Here is a 13,795-nt window from a genome sequence, read left to right on the forward strand (position 1 = left end):
AACAAGAGCGCCAACGCGCCGAACGAGCAGAGGCGCAACTGCAAGAAGAACAGCAGCGCTATCAGGCTCTCATCGAGAGACTGCGCGCGCGAGGCATGGATCCGGAACAGTTGTAAGCGCGCCAGGGGGTTCACCCACAAGACACAGTGGCGATCGCACCTCTAGGGGCGATCGCCACAAGTGACTGACTGGCATTTAACGCGACCCCTCAAAGGTTTTTGGCGAAACCTCAACCGCGTCCACCTCAATGGTTCCCGGCGGCGTCAACCGTTCGAAATGGTCTTGTGCTCCCTTCAGCGGTTCCCCACAACTGGGACATTGAAACTGAGTTTGATTCAAACCGGTAATTTCATAACTGCAAACCGGACAGCGATCGATAATGATATTGCGCTTCAGCCACCAGCGCAAGCCAACAAATGCCACCACTGGCGCGATCGCTATTAATGCGAGTATAATCAAAATCGACTTAACGACCCATCCCAAACCAATCGACACCAACAACCACACGATTAACAGTGGCACCACCCATCGGCTCAATTCCGAAAGGGCAAACATAAAATTTTTAGTCGTTCCTTGATTCACGATTTACTCCTGTGTCATATTATCCAACACTTCCATACTACTCAGAAACCGCGAGTAATTGTTGGAGGCGGTGAGTGAAGGCATCCGTACCAAATGCCGCCAACGTCTCTTGACGCAACCACTCCCCGTCACAGCGCTTGTCCTCGCCTTTGAGGATTTCGATGCAAGCTTTCGCCACCGCCTCCGGGTCGCGATGGGGCACTCGCCAACCCAACCTGCCATCTTGCAGGGGATCTGCCGATCCATCCCTATCCCCAGACAGCACCGGTTTTCCCGTGGCCATCGCTTCCATGTACACGATGCCAAACCCTTCTTGAGAGGGCATGATATAGGCATCGGCAACCCGATAATGTGCGCTTAATTCCTCCGCCGGCACGAACCCGGCAAAGACCACCCGATCGCTCACCCCCAACTCTCGCGCCAGTTGCTCCAATCGCGGGCGATCTTCCCCCCGTCCGATAGCCAAATACTTGACATTGGGAATCGCTTGTGCTATAATTGGCAAAGCCCGAATGGTGACATCCACCCCTTTATAAATATCCCCGGGCCACAGACGTGCCACGGTCATCAACACCCGGGAATCCGCCAACCCATACCGTTCCACTAACTCCGGCGGTTTCGGACCGGGGGTAAATAGGGTTCCATTCACCGCGCAAGGGAGCAAGGCAAACTGTTTCCGATCCAATCCATTCTCCTCACAAGCGCGATCGCGACTGTACCGACTGATCGTCCAAATCCGATCCGCCTTCTGCAGCGACTTTTGCGCCCTAGGGTCTAACGGTTCCCACACTTCCTTCCCGTAGGTCAACACCGTGTAGGGAATTCCGAGGGGTTTGCACAACAGTTGTACCAACGGCCCTAAATTAATATGACCGCAAAACACCCATTGAGGACGCCGCTGCACCAACAGCGCCAGTAATGTCATCGCCAGACGCCAGCGCCCCCGCCACGGCGGTAGGGTTTTGAGATAATGAAATTCAAACGCCTCATTATCGGCAAATGGATTATCGCACTCCGGATCGTCGCGCAATAGCAACACCTGCGCCTTCATCTGATTTTTCGAGGCAATTTGCCCGTAAGCTTGCAGAATATCTTTCACATAAGACTGAATTCCCCCTTCCCGGGAAAAAATTTCTAAAAACACGAAGATATGTTGGGTTTTACCTGCCACGTTTTGCTCCCATTTTTAACCGATAATCTTGGCGATCGCCCCCTAATTTTTTCCCAAAAAGATCATCCCCTTGCAACAGCTTCACCCTGCGGATTTTCCCATCGCCTGACCCGCCAACCAACTGGTGGTCCAAGCACTTTGGAAATTAAACCCTCCCGTTACCCCGTCAATATCCAGGATTTCTCCAGCAAAATAAAGACCGGGACAGCACCGACTTTCCATTGTTTTAAAATTCACTTCTTTGAGTTTGACACCGCCGCAGGTGACGAATTCTTCTTTAAACACCCCTTTCCCCGTAATTTGATAGCGTCCCCGCGTTAATTCTTCCACCAAGCGATTAAACGCTTTTTTGGAAATTTCCGCACAACGGGTTTGGGGGTCGATCGCCACCGTGGCGAGCAATCGTTCCCAAAGGCGGCGCGGAAGGGCAAAGCAGTTACACTTGGCGATCGCCGATTTTGGCGCAGCAGACTTTAACTGTAGCAACTCGGCCCGCGCGGTTTCCGGGTTATATTGCGGTACCCAATTTATTGTTAATGGGGCGCGATACTTTTGTGCGGACAAATATCTCGCCCCCCATGCAGAAAGTTTGAGCGCTGCAGGACCGCTCAGTCCCCAATGGGTAATTAACACAGGACCAGTTTGCTGTAATTTGGCCTCGGGTAATTGCACGATCGCATTCGCCACCGAAATTCCCGCTAAATCCTTTAGGCGATCGCCCTCCAGATTAAACGTAAACAAAGACGGTACCGGCGGTTCGATTTGGTGTCCCAGGGACTTGGCAATTCGATACCCGAGGGGATGACTTCCCGTTGTTAATAATAGGCGATCGCATTCCAACTTTGCCCCAGACTTTAACAAAATTTCAAACTTTCCCCCCTCAACCCCCTCAGTTCCGGAGTTTGCAGGATGTGCGATCGCCCCCACCACCGCCACCCCCGTGCGAAGTTGCACCCCCGCTTGTTTTGCTTCCCCCATCAAACAACCCGCAATCGTTTCCGAATCATCGGTGATGGGAAACATTCGCCCATCCGACTCAGTTTTCAGCTTCACTCCCCGCGATTCAAACCACTCCACCGTATCCCGGGGTTGAAACCGCGAAAAAGCACCGCGCAACGCTTTTCCTCCTCGGGGATAATTTTGCACTAACAGCGCCGGTTCAAAACAATGATGCGTCACATTACAGCGCCCCCCACCGGAAATTCTGACCTTCTTCAGCGGATCGCGTCCCGCTTCCAATATCGTCACCTCCGCATCGGGATGGGTTTGGGCGCAGGTAATCGCACCAAAAAATCCCGCCGCACCTCCCCCGACGACGATCGCTCGCAATTTATCTGACCTCAAGGCCGATTTACGCTTGATAATTGACACTCCACCTGACGATAAATAAGTATGCCAAATAATTCTAACTCATTCTAACTCATTCTAACCCATTTGAATCCATTTAACTCGTTCCCAGACTCCTGCCTGGGAACGCCCTATTTGAGGCTCCGCCTCCCCCCGTAACCATGCCAAATAACTCGCCCACTGTGGCTATTTACCCCTACAATTGAAAGCGAAACTGCTGCAACTGTTCTCGCAAATCCGGCGGATTGTAGCCCAATGCAAACGCCTTTGAACTATCCAACGACACATCCGGTGGCCGTGGTGCCGCCATTTTTACTTCCGCTTGCCGACCTTCTTTTAGGTTAGCATCCCTCAGTTGCAGCACCTCCACCGCTATCGCCAAAAACTGATAGCGCGACACCCGTTCTTTCCCGCCCAAATGTAGCAATTCCGGTGCTTTTTCTAGGGCTAATAACAACCCCTCTGCGCCCACTTTCCCGCTGACCGGGGTGCGGAATTCATCCACAAACAAACTCAGTTCTTTTCCTTCCCGCAGGGTTTGCAACATCGGTTGCAAGAAACTTTTCGCCACCGGCCCGCCATAACCAAACATTAACGGCATCCGACAAACCACCGTTTTCGGATAGCGATCGCGCATTCCCTGTTCCGCCATCACTTTATGCTCGCCATAAATGCTCACCGGACACACCGGATCTGTTTCTTTGTAAGGCGGATTTAACCCATTAAATACCAAATCAGTAGAAGTAAAAACGCAAGCAATCTCCGCATCGGCACAAAGACCCGCCAGATTGCAAGATGCCTTCACATTGATTTTATGGGATTCCTGGGGATGAACTTGACAAAAATTCGGTTGAGATTGGGCCGCCGTATGAATCACCGCATCCGGTTTAATCTCTTCAAACAAACGCTTCATTGCCGCAAAATCCCTCAAGTCAACCTGTAACAAATTTACCCCGGGAATGCTGCTCGGTTTTAGGGAAAAATAAGTCCCATAAACCTGCCAGTTTTGTTTGGCTTTTTGACCCAGATTCCATCCTAAAAAGCCGCTAGCACCAGTAATTAACAGTTTATTAGTCATTCGTCAATTTTTATTAGTCAATTGTCATTGGTCATTGGTCATATTGGTCATTGGTCATATTGGTCATATTGGTCATTGGTCATATTGGTCATATTGGTCATTGGTTTTGGGGTGTAGGGTGCGTCACCCCCGCCACCCTATCACACAAATCAACCAATCCCCGACGGGGGTGACGCACCGATTCCCGTGCGGCTCATTGGTCAATTGTCATTGGTCAAGTGTCATTGGTCATATTGGTTATATTGGTCATTGGTCATATTGGTCATTGGTCATCTGGTAACAGGTCATTGGTACTCCTTCAAAGGACAAATGACAAATGACAAATGTCCAATGACAAATGTCCAATGACAAAGGACAAATGACAAAAATCCCTACTGTGGTTCAAAATCGGTTTTATCCACACCACATACCGGGCACACCCAATCCTCGGGAATATCTTCAAAGGCGGTTCCGGGTTCGATTCCGCCGTCAGGATCTCCTTTTTCCGGGTCGTAAACGTAACCACAGACGGTACAGACATATTTTTTCACGATCGCTCTCCACTTTCATCTCGGCGTGACTCTTATTTTAAGGGAAAGGCGATCGCAATCTTGCTTTGCTCTCCCCAAAGCAGCGATCGCCCCATCCAATCCACCGGATCTTCCGTCATAATTGGGAACGATTTACACTCACCCAATCCCTGCTGCACTCTATGACCACTCCCAGAGACCCAAACACCAACCATCTGCGCCGCCTTCGTACCCTGTCTCGCCTCCTCGATAGCGCGATTACCATCCCCGGAACCCGCTACCGGGTCGGATTGGATCCCCTCCTGGGACTCCTCCCTGCTGGGGGCGATATCGCCGGTGCCCTAGTTTCGGCGTATATCGTCTTTGCGGCGGCGCAAATGGGCGTACCGCGCAACAGTTTATTGCAAATGGTCTACAACATTCTCTTGGAAACCTTAGTGGGTACAGTTCCCGTACTCGGCGATTTGTTTGATGTTGCTTGGAAAGCCAATCTCAAAAATATGGAGCTGTTGGAGTCTCACCTTGGTTCCCCCCGCCCCGCCAAACCCGCCGATAAATGGTTCGTCTTCTTGCTGTTGGCGGGATTAATACTGGCTGTTCTGGCGATCGTCGCCCTCGGTCTCTGGATCCTCAGCCTCATCGTCGGCGCGGTATTTCAATGAGCAAAATAACTTTTTTCTGCAAGGTTTGAAAATCGCATAATTTCTGATTTGCTTGGCTTACAGGCTAGCAATAGCTTGCAAAAAATTAGCAATTTGTACTGACAAAGTAATAAATCTCCGCCAAGGGCGCTTTCGGGGTTGACAAAAAAATCAACCTCGGTTATATTGATTCTAGAGCGTTGGGAGGGTAGCGGGTAGAAACCGGATGGCTATACCCACTCTTTGCCTGGGCAACGAATGAGTTATAGAATGTTTCTTCGCCTTGTTATCTACTACTAAACCGACGCTTTAGTGGCACGCCAATTGGGTTATAAATTTATCCCCCGGAGGTATATCAATGACGATGAAAACCATTGATGTTTTGTTCAGTTTTGATACCACAGGCAGCATGTATCCTTGCCTGACGCAAGTTCGCAAAAAAATCAAAAGCACCGTCACGCGCCTTTTAGATGAAATCCCCGGAATTCGTATTGGAATTATCGCCCACGGAGACTATTGCGATGCAGGCAAAACCTACGTCACGAAAACCTTAGATTTTTCCGGAGATCTGGATAAAATTTGCCACTTCGTGCAAAATGTTGAGGCAACTTACGGCGGCGATGCCCCGGAATGTTATGAATTAGTCTTGCATGAAGCGCGATCCCTATCTTGGCTTCCCGATAGTACGAAAACCGTGGTAATGATTGGGGATTCGATTCCCCATGCGCCGGCCCAAACCCCTGAAAAATTGAATTGGCGCAAAGAATTAGACAAATTAGCAGCGATGGAAATTCCCGTTTATGGGGTGCAAGCGCTGAACCGCTCTCATGCTACGCCGTTTTATCAAGAACTCGCCGATCGCTCTGGTGGCTTTCACATTAGTTTAGACCAGTTTTCCTACATCACTGACCTATTTTTTGCTGTCTGCTACCAGCAATCCTCCGACGAACAACTGCAAGCATATGAAAAAGAAGTTGCCTCCCAAGGGCGCATGAGTCGCGGATTAAACAAAATGTTTAATTCCATGATGAATCGCGAGGTAGCAGTGTATGAGGAAGCTGCCGATTTGCGTGCGGTTCCTCCGGGACGATTCCAGGTTCTCGAAGTAGATAAAACCTGTGCGATTAAAGGATTCGTCCAAGAAAATGGCCTAATTTTCAAGCGCGGACGCGGCTTTTACGAATTCACAAAAACCGAAACTATCCAAGGTAAAAAAGAAGTCATATTGATGGATCGCAAAACCGGAGATTTATTTGCCGGCGAAGCAGCGCGGGAAATGCTGGGATTGCCAAAAGGGGAAACCGTGCGGATAAAACCCGCCAACTTGGAACAGTATGCAGTGTTCGTGCAAAGTACCTCTTACAATCGCAAATTGATGGCGGGCACGCGGTTTCTCTACGAAGTAGAAGACTGGGACAAGTAATTAAACAATCACAGGTTTTTTGACTTATTACCAGGATAGTGCTGGGAACGAGAGCATAAAACTCTGATAAAATATCCGGCATTGGGGGTGGGGCAGCTCATCCCCAAACTGGGATGAAAAGCGGCTATAATTCTTAACTGGATAACAGAGGAAAAGGAGACTTGTCCCTTGCCAGAATCGACAGCAGAAATTAAACAGCGCGCCAAGCAACTGCGCCAACAGCTACAACAAGCTAGTTATGCCTATTACGTCCTCGACAATCCGATAATGGAGGATGCGGTTTACGATAAGCTTTATCGGGAATTACAAGAGCTAGAAAATCAATATCCGGAACTGATTGCGCCGGATAGTCCGACGCAGCGGGTGGGGGAAAAGCCGGCGACGCAATTTGCTACGGTAAAGCATAATATTGCGCTGTACAGTTTGGACAATGCCTTTGATTTGGAAGAATTTGCCCAATGGGAGTCAAAATGGCAGCGGATTGCACCGCGAGAGGAATTTGAGTATGTGTGCGAATTGAAAATCGATGGGTCGGCATTGGCGCTCACTTATGAAAATGGCCTGTTGGTGCGCGGGGCGACGCGGGGCGATGGGGTGACGGGGGAGGAGATTACGCAAAATGTGAAGACGATTCGCTCGATTCCCTTGCGGTTGAAGGGCGAGAATCTGCCGCCAGTGGTGGAGGTGCGCGGGGAGGCATTTTTGGCGCTGGATGTGTTTGAGCGGATTAATGAAGAACGATCGCGATCGCATGAGGCAGCATTTGCCAATCCGCGCAATGCGGCGGCGGGCACTCTGCGCCAGCTAGATTCACGCATTGTCGCACAGCGGCGGTTGGATTTCTTTGCCTATACCTTGCAGGTGCCGGATGTGGAGGATATCCAGGTGGCGCAGACTCAGTGGGAGTCTCTGGAATTATTGCAAAACATGGGGTTTAAAGTCAATCCCCACCGGACATTGTGCCGATCGCTCGATGAAGTGAAGGCATATTACCAGTATTGGGACAAGCAACGGGTGGATTTACCCTACATGACTGATGGGGTGGTGGTGAAACTCAACAGTGTGACCCTGCAAAAACAACTGGGATTTACGCAAAAATCCCCCCGCTGGGCGATCGCGCTCAAATATCCCGCCGAAGAAGCCCCCACTCGGGTGGAATCCGTCACCGTGCAAGTGGGACGCACCGGCGCGCTGACCCCAGTGGCCAATTTATCCCCGGTGCAATTGGCGGGCACTACCGTGTCGCGCGCCTCCCTGCATAACGGCGATCGCATTGCTCAGTTAGATTTGCATATCGGCGATACGGCGATCGTTCGCAAAGCCGGTGAAATCATCCCGGAAGTGGTGCGAATCCTGCCGGAATTGCGCCCGGACAATGCCCAACCCTTCCGCATGCCCACCCACTGCCCGGAATGCGGTCAACCCACGGTCAAACCCGCAAGTGAGGCAGTGGCGCGCTGTATCAACGCCTCTTGTCCCGCCATTTTGCGCGGGTCTCTCGTCCACTGGGGCAGTCGCGATGCTTTAGATATTAACGGATTGGGGGAAAAGCTGGTCCAGCAAATGGTCGATCGCCAATTCGTGCAGTCCGTAGCGGATTTATACGACCTCACGATAGATAAACTCTCTGCCTTAGAGCGATTTGGCCGGAAATCCGCCCACAACTTGCTCCAGGAACTGGAAAAATCCAAAACCAAACCCTGGGCGCGGGTATTATACGGATTGGGCATTCGCCATGTAGGCAGCGTCAACGCCCAATTGCTGACAGAAAAATTCCCCGATGTGGAGCAATTGTCCGCCGCATCCCCGGCGCAAATCGAAGCAGTTTATGGCATCGGTGCGGAAATTGCCGATTCTGTGGCGCAATGGTTCCAAGTCCCGGCAAACCAAACGTTAATCCAGCGATTAAAAGCGGCAGGATTGCAATTCTCTGCTGCCCCCAGTTCCCCACAATCTGCCGCAGAAAAACCCGCCCAAACCTTCGCCGGGAAAACCTTTGTCCTCACCGGCACTTTGCCTACCTTGACGCGCAATGACGCAAAATCTTTGATTGAAAATGCCGGGGGAAAGGTGACGAGTTCCGTGAGTTCTAAAACCGATTATTTGGTGGTGGGAGAAGATGCCGGCTCTAAGTTGAAAAAAGCCCAAGATTTGGGAATCGCGCAATTGGGAGAAGCGCAGTTATTGGCATTGTTGGAGCAATAGTTGCAAACCCCTGGGAAACTCGGGGATCCGGTTAGTAGTGGTGAGAAACCGGGTTTTTTTACCGCATATTTACTGATTCGGCAAGCCCACGTCGGGTGCTTGTATCCCCTCGGTGGGAGAATTGCACAACCGAATTGGGGGGTTTATGCACCCGACGCTGGCTGATTTTAATGCCTCTTGGATTGGGTTACAGCTTTTCGATGGTCTTCATCGCCGAAACTTTGGGATTTTTCCGGGTCGAACCGGTTCCCACGGGTACCCGACCGATTAATTGCTGAGGGAAGTCATGGGCCGCGATCGCCCGCGCCCGCGCCCGGGCGATCGCTTGTTGGGCGCGGGTTTTTTCCGGACGACTCTGGGCGCTGTGCAAACTTTCCCGGGCAGTTTCTAAAGCACTATCCGCCATCGCACAATCGATTTCGTCTCCGCGTTCTGCGCCATTGACCACCACCGTCACTTCGTCTGCTTCAACTTCGGCAAATCCTCCCATCACGAATATCGGAAGCCAATCTTTTTCAAACCGCACCCGTATCACCCCGACTTGGAGAAATGTTACAATCGATACATGACCCGGGAGGATGCCAATTTGACCGTTAGTGGTGGGCAAAATGATTTCGGGGGTGGGCGCATCCCAGACGACTTTTGTGGGCGTGACGACATGAAGGTTCAAAGTCATAGCAATTTTAGATTTTTCGATGTTACATTCAACATGAATTCACCATGCAAATCTTAAACTGTGAAATTATAGCACTGCTGTGGGTTCCTTTTTCTCGTGAGACTTCCCCCTCCCCCACCCGATCGCGCCTTTCCCCCCGATCGCCCGCACTGGCGTAGGCATCCCACCCGCGATCGCGCAATCGCCTCGCCATTTTTCCCTTGCTGATTGCCGATTCATCATCTAAAATCATTACCCATCATTAACTTGAGAGTTGCAGATTGCAGGGATTGCAGAAACATCGGCGGCTGACGCCGGGGCCTTGGGAGAATAAATTGCATTGTGTTCACGAGAAAAACCGGTGGGGTCCCCCAGACATCCCTGGATCCCGACAGTGAGCCCGGGGGAGATTTGTTTAAAAATATGTTAACCGAGCCGTCAAATTTTTTACGATTCGCAATCTACACCTTTCACGTTTTATGATATTATGGTTAGTTGCTTTTTTTTAAAACAAGTAACCGCACCACAAAAAAGCGAGCGGCAGCTTGTTAAAAAATATTAAGGGCGATCGGGATAGACCCAAAGCAAAGAAAGGCCGGAAAATTTCAGCACAAACCAGAGGTAAAATAGAAAAAGTCCACCGGGTGCATCTGGGAAAAAAATCAAGGGAAAAGCACTGGCCGATGGGGGGAATCGAGGCGGCTGAGTAGGGGCAGAAACCCTGTGTCCGTGAACGTTGCGGCCAGGGAGAGATTGCGATCGGGCAACCGAATCGAAGCGATCGCATCTCTGATACTTCGGATAGATTTTTCGCCCTGAGATTCACCATCTGTGGTTTTTGTCGTTTAGGATCGAGATGAGCTTGTCGGAAATGGCAAGTCAAGAAACCCGATCGAAAAACAGAAGTGAAACCCTGTTTTCATGGAGACCTTATGAAAAAACTAACCTTTAGAAGACAACCGATTTAACAACTGAGGATATTCGACGCAAGCAGGTGAAACAGCCGCCATGAGAATTTTACTGGTGGAGGATGACGAGCCGATCGCGCAAGCGTTAGTCGCCACACTCCGAGAGCAAAACTATGTTGTAGACATCGCCACCGACGGACAAGAAGGGTTAGAACTGGTCGAAGCCTTTGGCTACGACTTGATTCTGCTCGACGTCATGCTACCCAAGCTCGATGGTATCAGTTTGTGTGGCAAGCTACGAAACTCCGGCTATCAGATGCCGATTTTATTGCTCACCGCAAAAGACACCACCGAAGACAAAGTTAAAGGACTCGATGCCGGGGCAGATGATTATCTGGTCAAACCCTTCGACATTCCCGAATTAACCGCAAGAATTCGCGCCTTATTGCGGCGAGGAAATGCCCCCTTATCCGCGATACTAGAGCGGGGACAACTGCAACTGAACCCCAACACCTGCGACGTCACCTATGCCAGCAAACCCGTCACCCTGACCCCCACCGAATATCGCTTGCTCGAACTCTTTTTGCGAAACAGCAACCGAGTTTATAGCCGCAGTGCCATCCTCGATCACCTGTGGTCTTTTGACGAACCCCCTGCAGAAGACACGATTCGGGCGCATATCAAAGGCTTGCGACAGAAATTGAAAGCCGCAGGCGCGCCTGCGGACTTAATCGAAACCGTGTATGGGATTGGATATCGGCTCAAACCCCTCAGTTCCGAGGACAAATACCGCGAACCGCCCAAGATTCTCATGGCGGGATTGCCAGAAGAATTGGGTTTTTGGTTACAGCAGCGACTGGGGAAAGTCTCGGTGCGAGTCACCCATACCGGAGAAGAGACCCTGCAAGAAATCAGCGCCGCGCCCCAGAGTTGGTCGCTGTTAATCGTAGACGTGCAGTTAAAAGAACCGGCAGGGGTGGAAGTGCTGCGCCAGGTAGCCAGCATGAGAAAAGGCAAACACGAACTGCCGACGATTTGGTGTGTGGAGAAAGGGGAACAGACGGGAAATGGGGAGCGCTTCAACGGAAAAGGGAAGGGAAAAACTGCCGGAAACGGAGCCAGCGATCGCGTGACTCATGCAACCTGCGTCTTAGTTCATCCCATCGATCGCGTAGAACTAGCGCGCCAAGTGGCCAAAATCCTGGAATTGCCCCTGAGTACGCGAGAAGACGGTTCCTCTGAGGAAGCCACCTTAGCCGCCGTAGGGAAAGTTTGGGAGCGGTTCAAAGACCGGATCGGCGATCGCGTCACCACCCTAGAGCAAGCCAGCAATGCCCTCAAAAGCGGCGAACTCAACTCAGACTTGCACGCCAAAGCGCAAAGAGAAGCCCACAAACTAGCCGGATCCCTAGGGACCTTCGGGTTTTCCAAAGGTTCAGAAATTGCCAAAGAAGTGGAGCAGTTATTGCGCGATCGCCCCTTGGAGTGTGAAGACGGGTTGCATTTATCGAAATTAGTAGTAGAACTTCGCAGCCAGCTCGAGCGCAGTCCCTCTCCAAAGCAGACTGCATCCGTGGGGGTTGCGGAAGACAAACCGATGCTGTTGCTGGTAGATGGAGACCCAGAGCAAGGGTCTCGCCTGACAGCAGAAACCCAGCAGTGGGGAATGCACGGAATCGTCGCCAATACAATTGCCAGGGCCAGAGCGGCGATCGGCGATCGGCGGCCCGAGGTAGTGATTTTAGACCTCGATGTCCCCGCCCCAGAAACAGACGGCAAACGCCCCCATCAAGAAGCATTAGATTTCCTCGCCGAACTCGCCAACCGCTTCCCCCCCATTCCCGTGGTGGTTTTAACCGATCGCAGCAGCGTAGAAGAGCGCTTAGAAGTCGCCCGACTCGGCGGACGCGCCTTTTTGCAAAAACCCCTGCGCCCCGAGCGCATTATGGAGGTAGTCACTCAGGTTCTGCAACGCGCCCACAACACCGAGGCGAAAATTATGGTGGTAGACGATGACCTGCAGGTGCTTTCCCTAGTGCGAACCTTTCTCGAGCCTTGGGGTCTCAAATCCCTCCCCCTTTCCGACCCCCATCGCTTCTGGGAAACCCTGGAACACACCATGCCCGACTTGCTGGTGCTGGATGTGGAAATGCCTCACATCAGCGGCATCGAACTATGTCAGGTAGTTCGCAACGACCCGCGCTGGAGCGGACTGCCGGTGCTATTTCTCACCGGACACCGGGATCCGAATACCGTGCATCGAGTGTTCGCCGCCGGGGCCGATGATTACGTCAGCAAACCGATCGTCGGGCCGGAATTGGTGAATCGGATTCTCAATCGCTTAGAACGAGTGCAGTTATTGCGAAATATGGCCGAAACCGATGCCCTGACTGGCGTGGCCAACCGTCGCAAGTCTACCCAAGAGTTAGAGAAGTTTCTCAAGCAAGCTGCCACTCACGACCAACCCATGTGTTTGGCGATTTTGGATCTCGATCGCTTCAAATGGGTGAACGATCGCTACGGTCATGCCACCGGGGATACTATGTTGCGTCATTTTGGCAAACTGTTATTACGCACCTTCCGCAGTGAAGATGTGGTCGCCCGCTGGGGCGGCGACGAGTTCGTCGTCGGGATGTACGGGATGACGAAAATCAATGGAATGAAGCGTCTGAGCGAGTTGCTCGATATCATGCACCAAGAATCGGCAATCCCGGTTCCGGAAGGAAACTGGCAAGTGACCTTCAGTGCCGGCGTAGCTGAATATCCCGAGGATGGGATAAAATTGGAAGCCCTTTATCGCTGTGCCGATGACGCCCTGTATCGCGCCAAGGAAGAAGGCCGCGATCGGATTGTGGCTCGTTAAGTGAGAATCGCGGCAGGGCATTGCCCACCCTCGGTTTCTCACTTAACTCGGTCCCCCCTGGGAGGAACGTCCCTCCAGAGCTACCGCCTCTCCCCCCAATAAATGCGACTGCGAAGGTTTGTACCCTTGCTTATCATCCCACAGCTTGCGATCGCCGATAAAGGCTTGCAAATCCGCGAATCGCGAAGTGCTTCATTGCTTTCCCCCGGGCTAAAAGTACCGCCTCAATTCAGTGGCAATTGTCTCGCGCTTATCCACCCTTTTTTGCACCCCATATTCCCCGATTCCCCACTTCTGAAACTCCGCTTTTCCGGGTGGATAATTCTCGGCTTTTCAAACCACCGCATTCAACCCCTCCGGGTTTCCTACCCCGGCGATCGCGCGCCTCTATCCCCAACCCAGAGAATGCATTG

At 51.6% G+C, this 13,795-nt stretch carries 12 protein-coding genes; 4 read left to right on the plus strand and 8 right to left on the minus strand.

The window, feature by feature from the left end; all coding sequences use genetic code 11:
* Window positions 1–195: 195 nt before the first annotated feature.
* The 6 genes from AC0QH1_RS24720 to AC0QH1_RS24745 all read right to left on the minus strand — a co-directional run bounded on the left by AC0QH1_RS24720 (window position 196) and on the right by AC0QH1_RS24745 (window position 4,866).
* Entirely contained in the window at window positions 196–582 is a 387-nt protein-coding gene (locus tag AC0QH1_RS24720) for a hypothetical protein (RefSeq protein ID WP_324634071.1), read from the minus strand.
* Window positions 583–619: 37 nt separating this feature from the next.
* Window positions 620–1,753: a glycosyltransferase gene (locus tag AC0QH1_RS24725; RefSeq protein ID WP_324634073.1), complete on the minus strand. Its 1,134-nt coding sequence runs from the start codon at window positions 1,751–1,753 to the stop codon at window positions 620–622.
* Between the two features lie 81 nt (window positions 1,754–1,834).
* The gene (locus tag AC0QH1_RS24730) at window positions 1,835–3,097 is read right to left on the minus strand and encodes a BaiN/RdsA family NAD(P)/FAD-dependent oxidoreductase (RefSeq protein ID WP_324634074.1); all 1,263 of its coding nucleotides are present in this window, start codon (window positions 3,095–3,097) and stop codon (window positions 1,835–1,837) included.
* A 199-nt stretch (window positions 3,098–3,296) separates the two neighbouring features.
* Window positions 3,297–4,178 carry an SDR family oxidoreductase gene (locus AC0QH1_RS24735; RefSeq protein ID WP_324634076.1) on the minus strand — a complete coding sequence of 294 codons (882 nt, stop codon included), beginning with the start codon at window positions 4,176–4,178 and terminating at the stop codon, window positions 3,297–3,299.
* A 371-nt stretch (window positions 4,179–4,549) separates the two neighbouring features.
* Window positions 4,550–4,708, minus strand: coding sequence for a rubredoxin (gene rd, locus AC0QH1_RS24740; RefSeq protein ID WP_324634077.1), 159 nt, complete (start codon window positions 4,706–4,708; stop codon window positions 4,550–4,552).
* A 32-nt stretch (window positions 4,709–4,740) separates the two neighbouring features.
* Complete coding sequence (locus AC0QH1_RS24745) at window positions 4,741–4,866, minus strand: hypothetical protein (RefSeq protein ID WP_324634079.1); 126 nt, start codon at window positions 4,864–4,866, stop codon at window positions 4,741–4,743.
* Between the two features lie 3 nt (window positions 4,867–4,869).
* Here AC0QH1_RS24745 and AC0QH1_RS24750 point away from each other — a divergent pair, with 3 nt between their 5' ends.
* From AC0QH1_RS24750 to ligA, 3 genes are all read left to right on the plus strand, one after another.
* Window positions 4,870–5,349, plus strand: coding sequence for a DUF4112 domain-containing protein (locus tag AC0QH1_RS24750; protein WP_324634080.1), 480 nt, complete (start codon window positions 4,870–4,872; stop codon window positions 5,347–5,349).
* A gap of 337 nt (window positions 5,350–5,686) precedes the next feature.
* A complete protein-coding gene (locus AC0QH1_RS24755; RefSeq protein WP_324634081.1) occupies window positions 5,687–6,751 on the plus strand; it encodes a vWA domain-containing protein in 1,065 nt (354 codons plus the stop codon).
* Window positions 6,752–6,919: 168 nt separating this feature from the next.
* Window positions 6,920–8,956, plus strand: coding sequence for an NAD-dependent DNA ligase LigA (gene ligA / locus AC0QH1_RS24760; protein WP_324634082.1), 2,037 nt, complete (start codon window positions 6,920–6,922; stop codon window positions 8,954–8,956).
* A gap of 187 nt (window positions 8,957–9,143) precedes the next feature.
* On the opposite strand, the gene atpC is transcribed toward ligA, so the two are convergent.
* Window positions 9,144–9,632 carry an ATP synthase F1 subunit epsilon gene (gene atpC / locus AC0QH1_RS24765; RefSeq protein WP_324634083.1) on the minus strand — a complete coding sequence of 163 codons (489 nt, stop codon included), beginning with the start codon at window positions 9,630–9,632 and terminating at the stop codon, window positions 9,144–9,146.
* Window positions 9,633–9,698: 66 nt separating this feature from the next.
* Window positions 9,699–9,854, minus strand: a complete 156-nt coding sequence (locus tag AC0QH1_RS24770; protein WP_324634084.1) for a hypothetical protein — start codon at window positions 9,852–9,854, stop codon at window positions 9,699–9,701.
* A gap of 765 nt (window positions 9,855–10,619) precedes the next feature.
* On the opposite strand from AC0QH1_RS24770, the gene AC0QH1_RS24775 reads away from it, so the two are divergent.
* Window positions 10,620–13,382, plus strand: a complete 2,763-nt coding sequence (locus tag AC0QH1_RS24775) for a response regulator (RefSeq protein WP_324634085.1) — start codon at window positions 10,620–10,622, stop codon at window positions 13,380–13,382.
* Window positions 13,383–13,795: the final 413 nt, after the last annotated feature.

The sequence above is a fragment of the Phormidium sp. CCY1219 genome, assembly GCF_055795085.1.

Excerpts from the sequence above, each read along its gene's own strand:
- AC0QH1_RS24755 (WP_324634081.1), top strand. The coding sequence starts at position 5,687 with ATGACGATGAAAACCATTGATGTTTTGTTCAGTTTTGATACCACAGGC.
- AC0QH1_RS24750 (WP_324634080.1), top strand. The coding sequence starts at position 4,870 with ATGACCACTCCCAGAGACCCAAACACCAACCATCTGCGCCGCCTTCGT.
- atpC (WP_324634083.1), bottom strand. The coding sequence starts at position 9,632 with ATGACTTTGAACCTTCATGTCGTCACGCCCACAAAAGTCGTCTGGGAT.
- AC0QH1_RS24775 (WP_324634085.1), top strand. The coding sequence starts at position 10,620 with ATGAGAATTTTACTGGTGGAGGATGACGAGCCGATCGCGCAAGCGTTA.
- AC0QH1_RS24770 (WP_324634084.1), bottom strand. The coding sequence starts at position 9,854 with ATGATGAATCGGCAATCAGCAAGGGAAAAATGGCGAGGCGATTGCGCG.
- AC0QH1_RS24735 (WP_324634076.1), bottom strand. The coding sequence starts at position 4,178 with ATGACTAATAAACTGTTAATTACTGGTGCTAGCGGCTTTTTAGGATGG.